Here is a 19,676-nt window from a genome sequence, read left to right as displayed (position 1 = left end):
GATAATACCAAATTTTCAAAACTTGTAAAGTAGTTATACAAGAATAAAAGAGGTTACATTTTATCTAATTAGAGAAAATGGGTAATTCTCCTATGGAATCCCTTTCGTTCAAAGGTTTCTAGGCTTTTACGAGCAGAGCAACACACTCGACGTGATGCGTATTTGGGAATTCAAAGGTCCTGGGGACCTTTGAATTAGCTTGCTCAAAAACAGGAGAGCAAGCTGGACAATCTAATTGCGTTTTTTTAATAATCCCACAACTTCCACATGTGCTGAGAGCTTTCTTCTATACTAATAGACGAAAGGGATTGAAAGTTATTTTAGAATGATACTGTGGAACGGAATTTATTTACTCTTCTTTATAGTAATTACAGCAGCTATCACATAAAAATGGATAGTCATAATCACTAGGTGTACCAAAATCATAGCCGCCACAACGCTCACAGCCTGTCACCTCATTTATTTCTCCACAGTTCAAACACTTTCCTCTGTCAGTAAAAGCTTCGTCAATACATATCCAATACTCTCCACACTCTTGACATGGTAAATCTAAAATTGGATAAGAACCACCGTCTTTAATAATGGAATATTCGGAACTTCCCACCAAATCCTTATAGTCTATAAAATCACTATTTATTATATCAACCATTTTACTACCTAATCTAGACAGTTCGTGCTCTGAAACACCATCCATCTGGACCGGCATATAAGTACCTTGAAACTCATCGAATTCAACCTCTCCATTAGTATAGGACACTCTTCCAATTGATTCTGAACTTGAACTTCCATCTTTTTTATACTTTAAATATAGGAAACTTTCGGATCCTTCATAGGCGTTAATATCTGTATCAGCCTCAAAACTAATTAACTGACCATCTATTTTGTTTTCAATTTCGAATACAACACTATTTGAATTAAAATTCTTTAGTTCAGTATAATCGCTGAAATTCAAATACTCACTGAATCGGAAGGATTCTTCAATCGAATCATAAAGTCGACTAATATCTTATGACCTCCAAATTGTTCTACAATTTGATTCTACCACAAAAACGCAAAAAAGGCTGTAACCACAGTGGGTTCCCACTGTCGTCACAGCCTTTCTTTACTCTATAAATCTACCTCAGTTCCTTGCAGGAAGCGAACCGCGATTTCGCCTTTAAGTCCTATCGAGATATCGTTAAAAGGTATCAGATAGATTAACTGGTATTTTTTTAGCTTTAGTTATCGGAATCCAAAGCTCCATTTTATAATCTTTACTATCCATATCACCTTCATAATAATATTCAAAGTCAGGTTTTCCTGAATGAACATAACCATGCTCAGGGAAGAAAACTTCCAACGCATATTTCCATCCGTTATGAATACAATCCGGAACAGATCCTATTAATTCTACAACAGCATACTCCGCTTCTTCCACTTCCAAAACATCTAAGCCTATGCTTCTTGCTTTATCCACATCATTAACAATATAGCCTGCCATATAGCTAATTGTATTGGATTCTAAAACATCATGATTATCAAGGTTTAATATATCGTGGCAAACCCCAACAGATTCTCCTGTCCCAAATTTTGAGATTTCTTCATGGCTAACCTTAGAAAACAATTTCCCCCATATACCTGAACATAATGATGAATTGATGCTATTTTCATTGATCCCTGCAACTGTAAATGCTTTTTTCTTTTGAATTGTAATATTCATACTTCTTCCTCCTCTTACACTGAGTGATAATTGCACTCGTGATACTAATTTGAATGGTTTCCCGTTTCTTACCTCTGAAGGAGTAAATCCATGAAAATTCTTAAAAGCTGTTCCAAACGAATCCGATGACTCATATCCGAATTTGAAGGCAACATCAATAATCTTTTCGTCCGTATCTCTTAAAATAACGGCTGCTTCCGTCAATCTTCTGCTTCTTAAATATTCTGAGAGCGTTGTTTCGGTCAGAATAGAAAACAAGCGACTAAACATCGAGTACGAATATCCGGATAGCTGTGCTACTTTCTTTTCGTCAATTTCATCATCAAGAACTGTTTCAAGATAATCAATCGTATTGTTAAACGACTTGATAATATTCACTTCGATCCCCCTTTTCATTCGGTTTATTTTAGTATAGAGGAAGATTTCTTTTCCTACCCTACAATATCCGTACAAGTTTTATAGGTTTTATCTCTTAGAAACTTATAGTTTGCTAAGTTCGATAAACTTAGATTTTTCATAGTCCTATTTCAGCGTAAATTTTCTCTATGAATGGTGCTTTATAAGCAATATAGCTTTCTATATCGTTTGGGTAAAATTTTGCCGATAACGATTTGATACTGTTCATTCATCATTTTACCACAAAAACGCAAAAAAGGCTGTAACCACAATGGTTTCCCCCTGTAGTTACAGCCTTTGCAGACCATACCGCCCCAAAACAGGTACAACTTCAAGCCCTCATATCTAAAAAAACTGTTCTTACTTTCCTCAAGCTCCCGGATCTTCTGCTTCATCACGCTCGTAAGTGTATCAGACTGCTTCTCAAGAAGCTTTGTAGCCCTCTGTATAGCCTCTATATTCGCCTGTAACGCCTTTCTAACCTCTTGGACGGTGTTTTCCTTAACCTCATCTTTCAGGCTCCCAATCTCGCCCGATATAGCGTCTTGAAGCAATTCGTTGCTGTTCTTCAGCAGCTCTACGCTCTGCTTCAGCTCGCTGATGAGCTTCCTGTTCTGCTCTGCGTCTCTCTGCCTGTTCTGCTCTGCCCTCACTTGTTCTTGATTTGACTGCTTCATCAATTCCTCGCAGTTCTCGCTCGACATCGCCAACGCTTCTTTGAGCAGACTGTTTTCCAGCTCTGTCCGGCTCTGTCGGTTTAACTCTTGAAGCTGCTCTCTTGGACTGCTCTGCTTCTGCTGTTCGTGCATTTCTCTCAAACTCATGCTCCATACTCTCCTTTCCAAAATCCATATTGTAGTATTTTTCCAGCTTGTTATCCCTGATTTTACAAGCCTTTTCTCCTGCCTGTTCCCTGGCTAAGTCGGTATATGTGATGTACTTGTGGCTGTCCTGCCAGTCCACCCCGTACCCTCTTTCATTCATCAGCCGGATAAAGGTTTCCCGGCTGGTCGCTGTTTCCTTACAATCCAGCACCGCAAGGGCAATATCCTGCACATAGCTTTTGACCTTTCCCTGCTCTGCCTGTTTCAAAAGCTGGTAGGTGTCTTTGCTCCATGCCACCGTTTCTTCCCGGACTTCTCCAGCAAATGTCTTTCCTTTCTCCGGCACATGCAAGCCCTGTTCCCAGCTCTGCTCGTTGCACCGTTCCTTTAAGTCTTTAAGGTCGTGCTTACTCAGAGGGTAATTTAGGGTATAACAAAATAACCCACCCGAATATCGTTTTTTTTATTTGGTGAGTTTGTTCTTTCAAATACGAAACAAAAAGAGCCGATGATTCGTGAATTGTTCCACAATTTCATCGGCTCTGCGTCTTAAGCGTCTGGCTCTTTGATGACAGTTATCTTCAAGTTGTCAACTTTAATCAATCTTTCTTGTCTGCATTTTGGACAATAAAGGGGATAATTCTCCAAAACAGTGTCCTTCCTAATTTTATTACGGGTTTTGCTCCCACAAACAGGACACAATATCCATTCGCATTTCATCATAATTAGTCTCTAATCCTTTCAAATCTCATTTTATATGACTTTTGCAAGCTGTTAAGCTAACTTGTGGAACATATGCCGAACCTTATCTATACGGCTATTCGGGCGGCGGGGTTGGCAAATAAATTTACCAATAGCTGGCTGGTATCCTTTTAACTCTGTCAAGCAGACTCCCTGCCCATTTGTGAAATAAGTTAAATCGTTCCTGTATTCTTGAATACATCTAGCAGGGATTTCTCCTTTCAGAATGACCTCGTCATTCTTTATCTGAGTACTTACAATATCTGCACAATACCTTGGAGCATCATGATACGCCCGTGAGAGATATTCCTGCGGTGCATAAATTTCAAAGTGGAGATATGGCTCTAATAGTTCTGTCCCTGCTTTTTTTAAAGCCTGCTCCAATACGATAGGGGAAAGCAGCCGAAAGTCTGCGGGGGTACTTACAGGACTATAATACAATCCATATTCAAAACAGATTTTACAGTCTGTCACTTTCCATCCATACAGCCCCTGCTCGCAGCCATAAAGAACCCCCTCCATAACCGCATTTTGGAACGATTGATTTAAATATCCAAGTGAAACTCTGCTTTCATACTGCACTCCGCTTCCAATAGGGAGCGGCTCTATGGACAACCCGACAGAAGCCCAGAAAGGATTTGGCGGGACTTCTATGTGGATGGTATATTCTGCTTTTCTAAGCGGTCTTTCCATATATATAACAGTAGGCTCTTTTATTTCTGCCTCCACATGATATTTTTCCTCAAGGATGGCACAAATGACTTCCATCTGCACATTCCCCAAAAAAGAAAGTATAATCTCATGCGTTGTAGTATCCACATAATATTTTAAAAGAGGGTCGCCATCTGAAATTTCTGTAAGTGCCCCAAGCAATATTTCCCGCTGTTCAGATTTCTTTACTGCAATCGTTGTTTGGAGCATAGGGAGAGGATTTTCAATAAATTTTCTCTGCGGCAACAGCATTTCGTTCCCCAAAATACTGTTTAGCTGCAAAACATCATTTGGTAAAATTACAATATCACCAGAGCAGGCTGTATCGGATGAATATAATTCACCGTTTGTCGGAACACACATCTCTGTGATTTTTATTTTCTCTTTTTCAGATATTTTAATAACATCCCTCAAATGCAATGTTCCGCTATATATACGCACATAAACAAAACGCCGCCTTTTCTCTGAATATTCAATCTTAAAAACCTGCCCGCATAGTTCAGATTGACCTTCAGGCGTTGATGAATAAAACTTACTGGCAATCACTTCTATAAGCTGCCGAATCCCCAGATTGTTTTTAGCACTTCCGTGATAAACGGGAAATAACGTTCCGTTTTGGAATCTCCTGTTTTCTTCCTGTTCCAGTTCTGACATTTTAAACGGTTTCCCTGACATATATTTCTCTAATAGTTCATCGTTTCCCATAATTACCGCATCCCACTGTTCCATATCGTCATTGTCCGTTACATTTATATGGGGATGCTGCCCAACCTTTTGCTTCACTATAATTTCCGAAGAAAGCTTTGCTTTCATTTCTTGATATACCATTGGCAAATCAATCCCCTCTTGGTCAATTTTATTGATGAAAAAAATTGTCGGAATCTTCATTGTCTGTAGTGCATGAAACAGTATACGGGTCTGTGCCTGTATGCCATCCTTTGCAGAAACTAATAATACTGCTCCGTCTAATACGGATAAAGAACGGTATACTTCCGCCAAAAAATCCATATGGCCTGGCGTATCTATAATGTTGACTTTTACATCCTCCCACTGAAAAGATGTCACTGCTGTCTGGATAGTGATTCCCCTTTGACGCTCCAAATTCATTGTATCTGTCCTTGTTGTGCCTTTATCTACGCTCCCTGGTTCTGCAATTGCACCACTGGTATACAATAAACTCTCCGTTAATGTTGTCTTTCCTGCGTCAACGTGAGCCAGAATGCCTAAGTTAATTATTTTCATGTGATTTTCCTCCTATCAACACCCAAAAAAGGGCATAAAAATACCCAGTGATAAATACTCCTATCACTGGGTAAATAACTCCAATAGCCCCAAAACACTTATATGTTTTCGGGCATATAAAATTACATGATAAAAGTATTCTTAAACTGGGTACAAAAAACTAAGCCCCATATTAAAAGTGAAACGGGACTGCTACTTTTTGTTCCCACTATCAAATTGACAGTTTATTTAAGAATACCTTGCCGCATATTTATTAACTCCTTGTATAATACTGAATCTAATTATATTCCTTAACCCTTTATTTGTCAAGCTGACAAACTAAAGCAGAAAAAGCGGCAGGATTTCCCCCTGCCACTAATCATCTGTTTATGCAAAAATAATTTCCTTTTCCACAATCTCCCTCGCACAAGCCCTTATGTTATTGAGGCATCCTGTCCATTCTAAGGCGTTTTCTGCCTTTAGCTGTTCCGTTATGCCCTGTGCCTGTTTCATACCCTCTATGAGCCTTTCAAAGCGTTCCTGTGCCTGTCTGTTGATGTCGGCAAGGTAGGCGTTTAGCCTGCCGCTTGTAAGAAGATTGGTGTATGTAACTTTACGGTACTGTTTTAGATAATCTAAATGCCGTTGCCCCCAGATGCCTATTGCCTGTTCTTCTTCGGCGGGTACAGTTAAGCACGGTATCAAATAATCCCCTTGCCTTTCGTATTTGCCGCCCAGTTCCTCAAATAATGATTTTGCCATTGTCTGTTACCTCCACATTCTTTTTTATTTTGAATGTCCGCAAAATCCGTCCTACATCCATTGGAGCTTATGACCGTTCTCATAATTTACGGAATTGACAATAAAGTGCGTGTGTATATGCCCCTTGTCTATATGCGTGGCTATCAGAACTTCATGCCCTTTCCATGCCTTTGTATGCTCTGCCAGCTCGACAGCGTTCTTGTGAGCCTGCTCCGGGGTTATTTCCTCGTCCTCATGGTAGGATTGCACATAATGCTTACGTTTGCTTTATAAATCTACCTCAGTTCCTTCCAGTAAACAAACGGTTATTTCACCATCAAGTCCTATCCTGATATGGTCTAGCACTCGGCACATATCTGAGGGGTTGAAGTCTATCTGCTCCTGCCTAAGCAGGTCACTCAATGCCATGCTGTAGTGCTTATCCAGTAGGCGATTCTCTGCTAAGATTTTCTCCCACTTGCCATCAAGCAAATCAATGTTCTCGCTTAGTAGCTCTAATGCCTTTAGAAAAATCTGCTCGAGTGTCGCCTCATCCAAATGGCTACTGTAACACCCTTCAACACCCTTTATGCGATAGCGGTTGTTACATTGCCAAACTTTACGTTTCCCTCGGCTGGTTGCCCAATTCTTCCGTCCAAAGGCTGACCCGCAGGCTCCGCAGAACACCTTGGTGGTAAATGGGTTGTCCTCACTCTGCATGATATAAGATTTGAGCTGATGCTCATCTCGGTAGGTTTTGCGTCTAGCCATTTCCAGTTGAACAGTCTCCCAAGTCTCCTCATCAATAATGGCCTCATGGCTATTTTCTACATAGTATTGGTTAACCTGACCGTCATTTTGAACTCGTTTCTTAGTCAGAAAATCAACGGTAAAAGTCTTTTGCAATAAGGCATCACCCTTGTACTTTTCATTTTGAAGCATTTTCTGTATAGCACTTGGATACCAATTTGCCTTTCCTGTCCAACCAGGTATTTCATTGTCATTCAAATACTTAGCAATGGATTCAGGACTGTACCCCTCTAAGAATTTCTCGTATATGAATTTAACAGTTTCAGCTTGCTGAGGGTTAATGATAAGCCTACCATTCTCATCCTTGTCATAACCCATGAACTTTGTGGTATTCACGCGCACCTCACCACGTTCAAACTTTTTACGAATTCCCCACGTCGCATTCTCTGAGATCGAGCGTGACTCATCCTGTGCTAAGGAAGAAAGGATTGTAAGGAGAACTTCACCTTTGGAATCTAGGCTGTCAATATTCTCCTTCTCAAAAGTCACACCAACACCAAGTTCTTTCAACTCTCGGACGTATTTTATACAATCAAGGGTGTTTCTTGCAAAGCGACTGATCGACTTTACCAAAATCCTATCCACCTTACCAGCCCTACAATCTTGTATCAAGCGGTTAAAAGCATCACGTTTTTTGGTATTAGTTGCTGAGATGCCCTCATCCGCACCTTAATGTATTTGGAACAGCACCAAACAATTTTTTTCTTGTAAGAAACTTGTCTCTTTAGAGTCGAACCACAATGCTGACACTTTAATAACCCCGTAAATTTATAGGTTTTGTTTCTACCTTGTTGCCATCTTCTACTGTTTAGTTTTACCTGGACTGCTTGCCAATCTTCCATTGAAATAATAGCTTCATGATTATCCTCTATCAGGTATTGTTCGAGTTCCCCCTGATTCAATTTTTTAGGACCATTCACACCATCGTGAAAATACTTCTGCAATAAGACCGAACCGTTGTATTTTTCATTGCTTAACATTTGACGGATTGTGGTGTCATGCCATTTAGCACCTGTAACCGTCGCAACTCCCTTTTCATTTAACAGTTTGGCAATACGATGAGTACCATACCCTTCAAGGTAAAGTGCAAATATTTTTCTGACTATCAAAGCTTCTTCTGGATTGATAATCAACTCACCATTCTCGTCTATATCATATCCTAAGAATCGCTTGGTGTTAATGACTAGCTCTCCTCGTTGAAACTTCTTTTGAAATGCCCAACGTTGATTGCCACTCATACTCCTCAACTCGTCCTCAGCAATACTAGCTAATACTGAAAGCATCACTTCCCCTTCACTAGAAAGGGTATGAATGTTTTGTTCCTCAAAGAAAATGTCTACTCCTATTGCCTTCAGTTCACGACTAATTTCAAGAACTGTAACCGTGTTTCTAGCAAATCGAGCAATTGACTTGGTATGAATAATATCAATCATACCTTTACGACAATTTTCAATCATGGCTTGAAAATTTGGACGATTATCCTTAGAACCAGATATACCTCTGTCATGATAAACACCTACAAAATCAATATCGTCTCTATTGGAATACAGGTTTTCAAAATAATGTTTCTGATTTTCTAACGATTCTAACTGACTTCCATTAGTCGTCGAAACTCGAATGTAGGCACAGATCCTCTGCTTGTGTTTTTGTTTATTGACTCTAATCTTTTTTACGGACATTTACTCTCCTTCCTATGTAATGGCACACTATATATCACTCTAAAGGGAAAATAAGTCAAGTTATCAGACAAACTAATTCGACCTGATAAATTTATGCCAAAGTTCATGGAATACAAATATTCCTCCTACCTTACTAGGTAGGTTTGGGAGTAATTTTTCCGCACTTATTGAAAAAAAAGCAAAAAAATAAAGCCTGATGTTCCCACCAGGCTTAAGACTTAATTATGATATTCTAAACCAACCTACAACTTTACCGAGTTTAACTGTTCCAGTAGAATCGTAGAGTGAGCCATCCGCCATCCATTGCCGTTTCACACGACGAGTAATTCCACCGCCACCAATTTCTAATTGGTCATTGATACCGTTCTTATTATAGTCAGAATATCCATCAATATTCTGTTCCACACCATCAATACTTTTTCCGTCAGAATCTGTCACACAGACACCAATATGCCCATAGACCAAACCATCTGTCTCAATGACATAAAAATCACCTGCTTTAGGATTCACACCCCAAGCATCGTAGATTACTTGGAAACCATTTGATTTTGCTTTCTTCAAACAATCAATGGCATTTGTATAGGACATATTCTTGTCCGTAAGCTCTTGAACAATCTTATCCACCAAGGCAACACACTGTCCACCATAAGGGTTAGATGGAACGGTCACCTTTTGACCGACCTTGGATAATGCTGACGCAACCACACGACTGGCAACACTGGTTGGAATAGCGGTTGTTGTCCTTGAAGCTGTGTTAACCTTGAGTGTTTGCCCAACTTTCAGGATATCCGACTTCTTCAAACCATTCACCGCAAGTAGGGCATCTACTGTTAAACCAAACTTCCGAGCGATTCCATAATACGTATCGCCTTTCTGTGCTTGATAGGTCTGCTCACTATGGCCTTTAGTTGTTCCTTCTACATCCTGCTCAAGCACCCATGACTTGATTCCATCAAGTAGATAAGCTCTCTTACTGTTGGACTGGTGAATATTCTTCACTTGAAGGATTTTGTAGGTGCGCCCCTTGACCCAGTTGGCGATTTTCTGACCAGTCTGATAATGAGTCGCATGAGGCAACACCCTAAGACTATCACCAACAAGATAGACTGGTTTTGAAGGAGTTCCTGAACTCCCAACGGTTGAACTGGGTGTCGAGGGAACTATGGTCTTGACCTCAACTCCTGTTATTGCTGACACAAGACCTCTCGCAATATCCTCTTTCTTGTTCTCAAAAATCGCCATATCTTGTTCATTATCGATGAAAGCAATCTCCACCAAACGATAGGTGTATCCACGACTTGCTGCTTGATTGGCATTATATAGCCAATCTACCTTCTTAATGCCACGATTTTGGAAATAGTGTGAAAGGAGAGACAGGATAGCCATATCTTCCTTATCTGCTTCTAAGGAAGATTGAATCAAGACTTCTGTACCTTTAGCACTTCCATTAAAGGCATTGAAGTGCAATTCAGTAATCGAGTCGTATCCCTTACCAATACTAGTAATACTCCGATAATCATAAACATTTTGTTCGGTAATAAAATCAATTCGCTGTCCACTGTACTTAGACATTAACTTGGCTAATTCTCGAACCTTTCCTGCTTCTGTGATACCTAGTTTGGCATTCACTGCTCCAGGATCATAGCTTGTTCGCCCTTGGCCATGACCACAAATGACTAGATGTTTTCCCATATCTTCTCACCTCTCGTTGATTTGTTTTAAGATTGCTTGTAGTTTCTCAGGTATTGGTAAACCAATTCGAACGGTATTTTCTAGAATACTTAACCCCTCATTACTGAGATAAAAGAAAATGACCATGGTTCGAATTGTTCCACCCTGCTTGATGATTGCAGTATCAATCAGATGACCTAGTGAAACTAAAAATAAAATGGCTATCTTTTTAAAGATGCCACGAAAACCGATACTACTTGACAATTGTTTCTCTACAACTGCCGCAAAAATTCCTGTTAGATAGTCAATAATAATGAAGACAAGTAGGGCATATAAGATACCATCCAACTCTCCAAATAGACTACCAATCAAGCCTCCAATCATGGAAAATAAAATCTTATTAAGAGTTAACAGTTCCTTCATCGGTCACCTCACTTTCTACTGGGCCTTCCTGCACAATGGTAGGGTCTGACCAATCCGGTTGACCGTTCTCATCAAACCGCATCAGATAAAAACATTCATGAAATAAATCAGAAAGATTCAGAGTTAATGTGGTACTACCCCACTGATTAAACGCCCAAACTGTTTCTGTTGTAACCAACTGCCGCCTTCCATTTTTAATGGCAGGTCGCCTTACTTCTTCAAGATACATGTAAAAATCCTGCTCAGCTGTCTTACATCGGATGAACTCTCCATTCTTACGCATGTAAGCGAGAGCTGTTTCCAAATCAAATGGTTCTGTTACTTTGTCAATATTGAGTAGTGCCATAGCAACTATTCTCCTTTCTCTTCTTCAGGTTTTGTCTGAACTTCTAACAACTCCGTCAATTCCTGTTTTTCTTTCCGCAATTGACTAAGCTCCTCATCCCTTTCCACCAATTGGATGGCAATGAGGTTCTTAGCGGTAATCTCATCAGATAGCTTGGAGACAAGCTCCTGGATGGTTAATTTTAATGATTGGTTGATTTGTTCTAGATTCATCTGTGAACTCCTTTATTTAATCGTATCCCATGTCAAGATGACGTCACCTCGACCTGTGATGTTTACTAAGTGTTTAAAATTGTGATTGAATTGATGAAGTACGTCTTTCAAGCTGACATAGGTTGTCCCATTTCGATAGATGCGGATATCTCCGATATTCAAAATAGAACTTGGTCGGTCAGATGCTTTAAAAGCATCAATACTCAGTCGGTTAGGCAACGTTACAATCTCCCACCCATCTGGATTGGTATATGGAGCACTAGCTAAACGTACTTTATCACCTACCACATCAATTTGGTCAGTATCAGTACCGTTCCATGCTCTAATCCCTACAAAGCCACCGTCATTGGCATTCCAGTTGTTCCATCGATTGGAACCGATAATGGTTACACCACATGGCTTGCCGTTTGAGGTACCTGTTTCAAATGAAACCCACTGGTGAGGATAACCACTAACCTCACGAGAAATGGATGGAGAGTTTGTAAAGAACTTGATGTTTCCAAGTGACAGATTGATTTTCATGGCTCCGTTGATTGCTGACAAGATACCACCAGAAATGTTGTTGGCAGATAGTGTTACTGACTGCACTTGGGTTATAAAGGCTGATTTGGCAAATAACTGCTTAAGATAGGCTTCTGTTGCCATAAACTTGGTAAAGAAAGCTTGGTCAACCTTTAACTTATCCGCAGTGATTGCTTCTGCTCCAATTCGAGCTGCAGAGATAATACCTGTCGTAATCTTTCCTGCATCAAGACTGGCAATCTTACCGCTCGCAATTACTCCATCTTGGATATAGGTTGTGCCTGTAATTTGGACGAGTTTTCCATCAATCTTGACTGTGCCATCCTTATTGAGATTGAGCTGACTCAGGACTGTTCCTGCACTGGTCAGATTTCGAACCGACCACGCCCCTGCAAGTGTTGAAACCTGAGTTTGAATGGCATTAACTGCCGCCGTTGTCGCTCGACTTGTTTCTAGATTGCCCACTCGTGTCACAATCCCATTAGCCGTTTGGACAACCTGACTGATTTGATTGGTGTGATCTCCAATTGTTCGAGTATGACTACTTACAGTATCCCGCACTTCATGAAAGGCGGTTACCGTCGTAAAGTCGTCTAATGACGGTGTCCAGTAGTCTGGAAAAATATCACCAGTTGATACCATTAAGGCTCTCACATGGAACTTACCAGTTTTAACCCCATCAACTCTGACTTGAAGTTCAAATCCTTTAGAGTGTTGGTACATCTCTTGAGTGACGGTGGCGGTCAGTTTTATCAAGCGATAGTTGTTACCCGTTGTCAGATTGCTACTCCATTTATTATAGAAAGGGTGATACAAATTCCAGTTGGTCCATGTCCAGGCATTTTGACTATCCAAGATTGGACCTTGAAGTTTCATAGTACGAGACGTTACAGCGGGGTCAAAGGTAATCTCATCCGCTGAGACATGAACATATAAATGAACTTTTGATCCAACATAAATTCCACTACTATCCCCAAATTGCACTCTTCCTAAAGAGGCTATCCAGTTACTATTGGTATTTATCGTCTGATAAGCACTCCATCTGTCTGAAGTACCAGCTATTAAGTTGCGATGCGAAACTGAGGTAGGGATTCTGCTTTCCGTTTGACTGATTCGCTGGGTAAAACTATCATAGGTGGTTCTAACCAAATTCTGCATACTAGTTGTCGTCGCATAGGGCTGGAGAGAACTGCTGGTTAGATAGCCACGACCCATAATATTTGAATCGACCTGTGACTTGGTTTGGTAGCCTTTTGAGTTAATTGCAGATTCAACTTGCGTACTCGTCAGTCGTTGTTCGATTTGCCCAGCCTGTGTTCGGATAGTGGTTTCCGCACTTGCTACTCGACCGCTCAAATTATTAAAATCCGTCTTTGCGACTTTCTGTGAGATGGCATCATTGGCAATAGTTAGCTCAGACTTGGTCTGACTAATCATTGTCGCATTGCTAGTTGCTTTTGAAAGGGCTGCTTCTGCCGTAGATTTCACACCGTCCACAAAGGTCTTGTCAGCTTTAAGTAAAATGGACTGGGTCGTTTGATTAATACTTGTCGTATGATTCTCAACTGTACTCTTGAGATTGTCATAGTCCATTTTAGATACTTTACTAGCCACATCACCCAACAATTGCCTGATTTGGGTTTCAGCATTCATCATTTTATTCTCAGTATGAGTAAGCTTTGTAGACAGCTGAGTTTGGCCCTCAGCTGTCTGAGTAATTAGTGTTCTGGTTTGACTGAGATCTGTGATTAAGTCTTCAGGAGCAGGTGACCAGTCAGTAGGCATAGAAGAAAGTTCAAACTTTGGTCTTCCAGCTAAGGCATTTCCTCTGACTTGCACAAAAAGATTGAGCTTTGCTACACTAACAACCGATACACCATCAGGAATACGAACCGTTCGGTATATTCGCTCGCGAGGTTGGGTTGCTGAAACAACTTTATAGCAGTTTAGATAGAGAGGATTGCCATTGGATAAAGTCAAGCGTAGCTCGCATCCTATCCTAGACTGTCCTCTTTCATCAGGCGACAGATTTTCCCCCTTGATATCAACGCTGATCGTCACAAACTTTCCTGCCTGAGCATAGTCGATAAAGTCCGAAGCACTATCTAGAAACTTACTCCCGGATGTAATATAAGTATCACTTTTTAGTATGTAATTTCGACCACCAAAATCAACTGGAATCTTAGCTACGGTCTCTCGAATCTCAGTTGTTATCCGATTCCCCAATTGCGTAATCGTTGACTCTGCAGTTTCGATTCTCTGTTTTGCTTGGTTAAAATCGCTAGTCTTAACACGCTGGGAAATTTGGTCTGCTTGCGTTTGAATCATGGATTCTGCACTAATTACTCGACCAGTCAGACCATCCACCAGTTGCTTACTCGCAAGTAGTTTTATATCCTCCTTGGTTTGTGTGAGATTGGTAGTGACAGTTGCCAACTGTCCACCTATCAGTGATTTTGCTACATCAACCAATCGACTCGCCTCAGAGATAGCTTGTGATTTTGCTGTCGCAATTTTTAACTCTGTTTGACTACGCTCCGTCGAAGTCAAGCGGTTAGCTTCTTGAATCGCATCGAGCTTGGCTTGTTCTGCCCTTCTGAGAGCTTCAGTTGCCCCAGTTTGAGCCTGTACTGCCTTTTGTTTGGCTTCTGTGGCTAGGTTGGTATTTACCCCAGCCTTTGCCAATAAATCACGAGTTGTGCGTTGCTGTTCCTCTTCTTGTTGCAGCATCTGTTGGTGAATAGAAGAAAGCTCACTATCAATGCTAGCCTTTAATCGATCCGCATAGACCTCCCCATGACTTTGAGCCTGAAGGATTGCATTATCAATGGCTACTTGACGTTTCTCAAATTCTGCATCAAAGGCTCTGTTGGCATTCTCAATGGCAATTTCAACGGCAACATCCTCACTCCGCTTATTCCCTTCAAGGAGATTATTTGCTAGGGTAGTCAAGCTTCCGCCAGTTTTACCTGTACCGATACTTGCCTTATCATCAAACGTGATAGAGCGGTAATTCTTAGCTAGAGGATCATAATCATAAGCAAGGGCTTTCTTCCTCACATCAATGCCGTGTAGCTTGCTTTTTAAAGTCACTGTATCGCCTAGATGAACTGTTTGACCATCTAATTCAAATGCCTCAATGATGATGGCATCTTTGGGCTTATCAATACCCTCTAAGCGAAACTTGCTACTAGCCCACTCTATTAACTCTTGACGAGTTCTGACACTATTATTTGTATAGGTCACTTCATTGATGAAAGGATAAGAGTTTATCAACGGACTGTCTACAGTTACTTGAAGGACAGCTTCCCTATCCTGACCCTCTTGTTTAAAGCTTGAAGTGGCATGGATACGAGTGATAATCTGTGAACTTTCTTTCGTTCGCTGATACTTTTTCAAATTGTAGTGAGTAGAGATAACAACTCCACGGTCCTGTCCTCGCTCACTCTTAATTGATAAGGCAAGGTTATCTCGAACCAGTTCTCCCTCCCAAGTTCCAAGGATAGAGTGTTTACCATCCATCAGGCTGGAGTACAGCGTCTGTTCCTTGTCCGTTGTATAGGTTCTATTCTTGACAATGTCACTGGTAAAAGAAAAATCTCCAAGTGGAGACTTGCTTGCCATGACCATGCTTGATAGTGCTGTTGCACAAGGTACCTGTTCACACCTAAATGGAGATACCAACCTAGTCATGACGTCATCTGATATGTGATAGGCCACAACTTCAAGACTGGTGTCTCCTTCAATGACTTTCTTAATCCGAAACAACTGGTGTCCCAATACTGGAACTGGGCTACGAACGAGGTAGTCCTCTTTTAACTCTCGAAATAGTCCGCTGTCTGTGATTGGATAGGTAAAATTTAGGACAAAATCCCCATTCAAGGTTTCTTTAACGCTTGCCTTTATGGTCTCTGGGAGTGGTTTCCCATGCCATTTTGCCGTTCGAACGGTTTTGTCTAATAAAGATAGCACTAAGCCCACCCCCAATTCATTTCTATTGTTAATGATGTAATGCCAGCACCTAAGACAACTCCAACCGAGTCATTTCTGGCCGCATCAATGGAAATAAAATCGCCAGACCATTTTACAGGCTGACCTCTTTGTGTCTTAAAACTTGGCTGACTAGGATTATTATCCATAATGAGTGTTTCTTGTAATCGCTCCAAGCGGATGACATCATCCCCAATCGTAAAGCTAGTTTCACTAGTCGAGTTGCCACTTATGGTAATCTTTGGAAAAGCAATGGCTGAACCTTGACTTCTAAAAGTACCACTAGTCCTAAACACCTGCGAGGTCGTCGTTTTGAACCACTTGGTTGGGTGACAAGAAAATGTAACCTTAAACTCATACACCCCCAGCTTATCCTTTTGAACTGGAGTATGGTGTACCTTGTAACACCAAAAGCGTATGGTCTTGAAACTAGCGTTCTCAAGCCAAAATCCTTCTTTCAAAAATAGCTTCAAAAAGGATAATAACTGTTCTTCACTAGGTTTTACAAGATAGAGGGTGTAGCTCAGTTCCATGACACTTCTGCGAGGATTGGTTTGAAGAACCGCTCCTGACAGGCCTTGGTGTTCTATCAATTGCGTCTTACTTTCACTTACTGTGATTGAAGGACTATCTTCCACGATTACCTTAAAAGGAAAAGAACTCGTGGACACTCCACCAATGGTTAATGCATTATGTTTAATCATGGTTTCACTCCTCTCAATCCTTGTTGACGTTCTAATTCATACACTAGTTTTTCTCCAACCATCTCCGCTAGTCGGTGAAGGTCAGTTTCTTCTCTTATCGTATTTCCAGTAATGGTGATGTGAATGGTTGGTAAATTGCTTGTCATGGTCTTTGCGATTCCTCGACCAATTGCACCCAATGTTTGTTCATTCAAGGGCAAGACTGCTTCTTTTCCAGCCTCACCTCCAACCATTAGGCTATTGCCATTCATTCCAAATGCAGTGGGCTTGGTTAAAATTCCACCTTTGGCATACCAATCAATGGAGATTCTCGGAATACCGCCCTTCAACCAATCGAGTGGATTGGCAGAACCTGATACTCGAAAATGAGGAAGGGGAATATGTGGCCATCTGATTTGGAAGTTAAAAAGATTTTTAATGGCATTGATGGCATTACTCACGGCATCTCTTGCACCATTGATAGCACTTGAAATGGTATTTTTCACACCGTTCCAAACAGATGAAACTGTATTGGATATCCCATTCAGAATATTGGATACGGTACTACTGATACCATTCCATATGGTTGATACTGTTGAACCAATCGCAGACATAACACTGGAAATTGTCGACTGAATAGCTGACCAGATAGATGAAATGACAGAACTAATGGCAGATAGTACATTTGAGATGGTATGCTTGATACCTGTCCAAGCAGTTGAGATGTACTGGGCGATGAAATTGAGGGCTAAGGAAATAAGGGACTTGATGCCCTCCCATGCTATCGACAAGACCTGTTTGATGGTTTCCCAAGCGCCAGTCCAATCACCAGTGATAACCTGCATGACTGCCTTGATGATACCAAGTACCACATTGATAGCAGTCTCGACCACAATCTTTATCATCTCCCAAGCGGCTGTGATGATGAGTTTGATATTCTCCCAACTTGCTTGGATGAGCGGTCCAAGAATAGTCATCACCGTTTGAATAACCGTATTGATGGCATTCCATACCGTGGTTGCAGCATTTAGAATCAATTGCTGGTTTTCAGTCCACCATGTGGTTAGCGTTCCCCAGATGGACATAACAAAACTAGAAATCTGCTGGATGATCATGGACAGAAAGGCATAGATACTATTCCAGATTTCCGTCACAGCCGTTCGAAAGCCTTCGTGATTCGTCCAGAGTTCTTTTAACCCAACAATCAGTAAGGTAATGGCAGCTACAATACCAACAATAATCCCCACAATCGGCAAAAATGCCGTTATCATTCCAACAACGGTTGTCCCCATAGCGGCTGCCGCAACCTGTAAGCCCAAGAAAATAGGAAGTAACATACCTACCACGGCTAAAATACCTGTGAAGATAATGACGACTTCCTTGATGGGACTGGATAAGTTGGTAAACCAAGTCGCTAGTTGACTAATAATGTCTGCCAAACTTTGGAAGACTGGAATAAGGATCTCCAGAATCGGTTGACCGATTGCTGCTAGAGCATTAGTTCCAGACTGTCTTAAGTTACCCAGAACGTTTTCCAGTCCATCTGATTCCCTTGCAGCTTGTCCCAAGGCTCCAGAGAGTTCATTGCCGTCCTCTACCATTTGAAGGAGGGTTAACTGCTTCTGAGCTTCTGATAGTTCATTGAAGGACTTTCCATAGAGCTTGTTCGCCGCTGCATTACGAGTGGTTTCTGTCGCAGAAATACCTAGAGCTGCGTCATTTTCATAGTTTCCTTTGAGGAAGGACTGCAGGTTTTCGGTGACTTCTTCGATGGATTTGTCGTAAAATGCTGCCCCATCAGCCGCTGCTCTGGTGGCACGAGTGGTCAGATCCAAAGCCTGAGCCGTATCCATTCCAGAGGTTTTGGCAAAGGAAGCCATCTGAGTGAAGGAGCCTTGAAGACGCTCTGGAACAATGTCCATCTCTTCCCCAATCTTATTGAGGGCATCCTTAGCAGCATTCTCCATATCCCCAAATACTGTAGAGAATTGGGCATTGCTGGCTTGAAGTTGAGCTGCCGCAGACATGGACTCTGTTCCGACTTCGAAGATTTTCTGAGAGATGTCTGCTAGCTTCTCACTGGTTGCTTGAAGTGCCTCAGCCCGAATGGTGTCAGACATGGCTTTCATACCATCTTGAGCACCATCGGCAGAGGATTTGGTCTCATCCATCTCGTTGTTCAAGTTATTGAGAGCGGTCTTTGCTTGGTTCAACTCAGCCTCCATCTTATTGGCTTCAATGGAATTCTCACCATATTCACTCTTTGTCAGGGCTAGTTGCTTTTCGAGATTGGAAATTTGTTTAGAAACAATTTCTGACTGTGCTCCGATCTTTTGTTGGGCTATGGCATTGCGTTCTGCTTCGGAACTATTGGATGACAAAGCACTTTCTTGTAACTCAAATTGAGACGTGACCTTGTTCATCTCACTTGCTAACTGCCCCTGCTCCACTTGGAGTTTATCTAATTGTTGAGCCGCTGAACTACTTGCTCGACCGTGATTCTCAAGTGTTGATGACACATCAGCTAACTTAGTTTCATAGGACGTTAGCAGCCTTTGAGTAGTTTCCACCTCACGTTGAAAGGCACGGTACTGGTCTGCCCCAATATCCCCAGCCTTAAATTGAGCTTCCACCTGTGATTGGGCTTGACGGAGCGTTGCCAATTTTTCTTTGGTTGTCTCGACTTGTTTTGCCAAGACTTCCTGCTTTTGAGTAAGGAGGGTGACATTGCCTGTATCAAACTTGAGAGCCTTATCAATTTGTCTTAGTTCTTTGGTAGCTTCAGATGCTTGTTTGTTCACACCCTTTAGGGCATCTTGTAAGGGTTGGGTATCGCCACCAATTTCAATTGTAATCCCCTTTATGTTTCCAGCCATAGTCCCTCCTTTCTACCATCAGAAATTATCAAAATCAGCTTGAGTTGCCGGGCGTGTTTGAGAAGTTTCTCGAGTACGCATCTCCACATAGTCCGTTTGATAGTCAAGTGCCATTCCAATAGAGATATGTT

General features: G+C 41.3%; 15 protein-coding genes and 2 pseudogenes. All 17 read right to left on the bottom strand.

The features are described from left to right. Positions 1–349 precede the first annotated feature (349 nt). Positions 350–952 (bottom strand): hypothetical protein, encoded by a 603-nt coding sequence (locus tag ODU46_RS07980; protein ID WP_024411247.1) that lies wholly within the window; start codon positions 950–952, stop codon positions 350–352. A gap of 225 nt (positions 953–1,177) precedes the next feature. Further along, positions 1,178–2,077 carry an AraC family transcriptional regulator gene (locus tag ODU46_RS07975; RefSeq protein WP_024412812.1) on the bottom strand — a complete coding sequence of 300 codons (900 nt, stop codon included), beginning with the start codon at positions 2,075–2,077 and terminating at the stop codon, positions 1,178–1,180. A 525-nt stretch (positions 2,078–2,602) separates the two neighbouring features. Further along, on the bottom strand, positions 2,603–3,217 hold the full coding sequence (locus ODU46_RS07970; RefSeq protein WP_202848239.1) for a hypothetical protein: 615 nt from the start codon (positions 3,215–3,217) through the stop codon (positions 2,603–2,605). A 251-nt stretch (positions 3,218–3,468) separates the two neighbouring features. Beyond that, entirely contained in the window at positions 3,469–3,642 is a 174-nt protein-coding gene (locus tag ODU46_RS07965) for a cysteine-rich KTR domain-containing protein (RefSeq protein ID WP_002779755.1), read from the bottom strand. 51 nt (positions 3,643–3,693) lie between these two features. Next, positions 3,694–5,613, bottom strand: coding sequence for a tetracycline resistance ribosomal protection protein Tet(O) (gene tet(O), locus ODU46_RS07960; protein ID WP_014636291.1), 1,920 nt, complete (start codon positions 5,611–5,613; stop codon positions 3,694–3,696). Positions 5,614–5,979: 366 nt separating this feature from the next. Further along, positions 5,980–6,354: a TnpV protein gene (locus ODU46_RS07955; RefSeq protein ID WP_001129922.1), complete on the bottom strand. Its 375-nt coding sequence runs from the start codon at positions 6,352–6,354 to the stop codon at positions 5,980–5,982. Continuing rightward, positions 6,335–6,418: pseudogene (locus tag ODU46_RS07950) on the bottom strand (helicase); the annotation flags it as partial. The gene ODU46_RS07955 and the pseudogene ODU46_RS07950, both read right to left, overlap by 20 nt. Further along, positions 6,406–6,603 carry a relaxase/mobilization nuclease domain-containing protein gene (locus tag ODU46_RS07945; RefSeq protein WP_024407616.1) on the bottom strand — a complete coding sequence of 66 codons (198 nt, stop codon included), beginning with the start codon at positions 6,601–6,603 and terminating at the stop codon, positions 6,406–6,408. The gene ODU46_RS07945 and the pseudogene ODU46_RS07950, both read right to left, overlap by 13 nt. 18 nt (positions 6,604–6,621) lie before the next feature. Continuing rightward, positions 6,622–7,797 carry a recombinase family protein gene (locus ODU46_RS07940; protein ID WP_398579485.1) on the bottom strand — a complete coding sequence of 392 codons (1,176 nt, stop codon included), beginning with the start codon at positions 7,795–7,797 and terminating at the stop codon, positions 6,622–6,624. A 14-nt stretch (positions 7,798–7,811) separates the two neighbouring features. Then, positions 7,812–8,822 (bottom strand): annotated as a pseudogene (locus ODU46_RS07935) (recombinase family protein); the annotation flags it as partial. 222 nt (positions 8,823–9,044) lie between these two features. Continuing rightward, complete coding sequence (locus tag ODU46_RS07930; RefSeq protein WP_024412679.1) at positions 9,045–10,514, bottom strand: LysM peptidoglycan-binding domain-containing protein; 1,470 nt, start codon at positions 10,512–10,514, stop codon at positions 9,045–9,047. A gap of 6 nt (positions 10,515–10,520) precedes the next feature. Beyond that, positions 10,521–10,916, bottom strand: a complete 396-nt coding sequence (locus ODU46_RS07925) for a holin family protein (RefSeq protein WP_014636353.1) — start codon at positions 10,914–10,916, stop codon at positions 10,521–10,523. Continuing rightward, positions 10,894–11,262 (bottom strand): hypothetical protein, encoded by a 369-nt coding sequence (locus ODU46_RS07920; protein ID WP_024412680.1) that lies wholly within the window; start codon positions 11,260–11,262, stop codon positions 10,894–10,896. The genes ODU46_RS07925 and ODU46_RS07920 overlap by 23 nt, the downstream gene beginning before the upstream one ends. A 5-nt stretch (positions 11,263–11,267) precedes the next feature. Continuing rightward, entirely contained in the window at positions 11,268–11,474 is a 207-nt protein-coding gene (locus ODU46_RS07915) for a hypothetical protein (RefSeq protein ID WP_105143033.1), read from the bottom strand. A 12-nt stretch (positions 11,475–11,486) separates the two neighbouring features. Next, complete coding sequence (locus ODU46_RS07910; RefSeq protein ID WP_398579478.1) at positions 11,487–15,968, bottom strand: phage tail spike protein; 4,482 nt, start codon at positions 15,966–15,968, stop codon at positions 11,487–11,489. After that, positions 15,968–16,690: a phage tail protein gene (locus ODU46_RS07905; RefSeq protein ID WP_029180492.1), complete on the bottom strand. Its 723-nt coding sequence runs from the start codon at positions 16,688–16,690 to the stop codon at positions 15,968–15,970. Before ODU46_RS07905 ends, ODU46_RS07910 begins: the two co-directional genes overlap by 1 nt. Further along, positions 16,687–19,545, bottom strand: a complete 2,859-nt coding sequence (locus tag ODU46_RS07900; protein WP_099809780.1) for a phage tail tape measure protein — start codon at positions 19,543–19,545, stop codon at positions 16,687–16,689. The genes ODU46_RS07905 and ODU46_RS07900 overlap by 4 nt, the downstream gene beginning before the upstream one ends. Positions 19,546–19,676 lie beyond the last annotated feature (131 nt).

This window comes from Streptococcus sp. 2020WUSS089 (assembly GCF_044427405.1).
Taxonomy (GTDB): Bacteria; Bacillota; Bacilli; order Lactobacillales; family Streptococcaceae; genus Streptococcus; species Streptococcus hashimotonensis.
Note: the sequence above shows the minus strand (reverse complement) of the source record. Positions and strands in the feature narration are given on the sequence as shown.

What these genes read in the sequence shown, in the direction of transcription:
- ODU46_RS07915 (WP_105143033.1), bottom strand. Translation starts at nt 11,474, where the DNA reads ATGAATCTAGAACAAATCAACCAATCATTAAAATTAACCATCCAGGAG.
- ODU46_RS07900 (WP_099809780.1), bottom strand. Translation starts at nt 19,545, where the DNA reads ATGGCTGGAAACATAAAGGGGATTACAATTGAAATTGGTGGCGATACC.
- ODU46_RS07920 (WP_024412680.1), bottom strand. Translation starts at nt 11,262, where the DNA reads ATGGCACTACTCAATATTGACAAAGTAACAGAACCATTTGATTTGGAA.
- ODU46_RS07955 (WP_001129922.1), bottom strand. Translation starts at nt 6,354, where the DNA reads ATGGCAAAATCATTATTTGAGGAACTGGGCGGCAAATACGAAAGGCAA.
- ODU46_RS07965 (WP_002779755.1), bottom strand. Translation starts at nt 3,642, where the DNA reads ATGATGAAATGCGAATGGATATTGTGTCCTGTTTGTGGGAGCAAAACC.
- ODU46_RS07925 (WP_014636353.1), bottom strand. Translation starts at nt 10,916, where the DNA reads ATGAAGGAACTGTTAACTCTTAATAAGATTTTATTTTCCATGATTGGA.
- ODU46_RS07905 (WP_029180492.1), bottom strand. Translation starts at nt 16,690, where the DNA reads ATGATTAAACATAATGCATTAACCATTGGTGGAGTGTCCACGAGTTCT.
- ODU46_RS07930 (WP_024412679.1), bottom strand. Translation starts at nt 10,514, where the DNA reads ATGGGAAAACATCTAGTCATTTGTGGTCATGGCCAAGGGCGAACAAGC.